At 69.9% G+C, this 651-nt stretch carries 1 protein-coding gene; it reads left to right on the top strand.

Annotated elements, in window-relative coordinates; genetic code table 11:
* Positions 1–651: D-alanyl-D-alanine carboxypeptidase (locus A9Z05_RS01745; RefSeq protein WP_176730131.1), on the top strand; the 651-nt coding region annotated here is incomplete at both ends.

Below are 651 nucleotides of genomic sequence, written 5' to 3'. Positions count from 1 at the left end.
GGCCGGCGGCCTCGTGCTCGACAAGAGCTATTTCGCGGCGTCGACGCGCGACCTGCCGTCGTTCGACGACGATGCGAGCGCACCCTACAACGTCGGCCCCGATCCGCTGCTGTACGCATTCAAGGCCGTGTCGTTCACGGTCACGCCGGGCGACGACGGCAAGGTCGCCGTCGACGTGCTGCCGCCGCTCGCGGACCTGTCGATCGACAACCAGCTCGTCGAAGGCTCGGGCTCGTGCAGCGCGGCCGCCGCGGCCGCACGCCCGACGCTGACGGCCGGCGGCGGGATCATGACCGCGTCGTTCGCCGGCGACTACCCGCTGCGCTGCGGCGCGCACACGACCAACCTCGCGATCCTCGATCACACGACGTTCTTCGCGCGCGGCTTCCTCGCGCTGTGGCAGCAGGACGGCGGCACGATCGCGGGGCCGGTGAGCGAAGGCAAGGTGCCGACCACCGCGCGGCCGCTCGCCGTGCATCACAGCCCGGTGCTCGGCAGCATCGTCTACGACATCAACAAGTTCAGCAACAACGTGATGGCACGCAACCTGTTCCTGACGATCGGCGCGGTCAGCGGCAAGCCGCCCGCGACGCCCGAGCAGTCGAGCCGCGCGATCCAGGCATTCCTGCAGAAGAACGGCATCGCGATGCC

The sequence above is a fragment of the Burkholderia sp. A2 genome (assembly GCF_001729305.1).
Classification (GTDB): Bacteria; Pseudomonadota; Gammaproteobacteria; order Burkholderiales; family Burkholderiaceae; genus Burkholderia; species Burkholderia sola.
The sequence above is the reverse complement of the archived record's forward strand: the minus strand, read 5'-3'. Positions and strand labels throughout refer to the sequence as shown.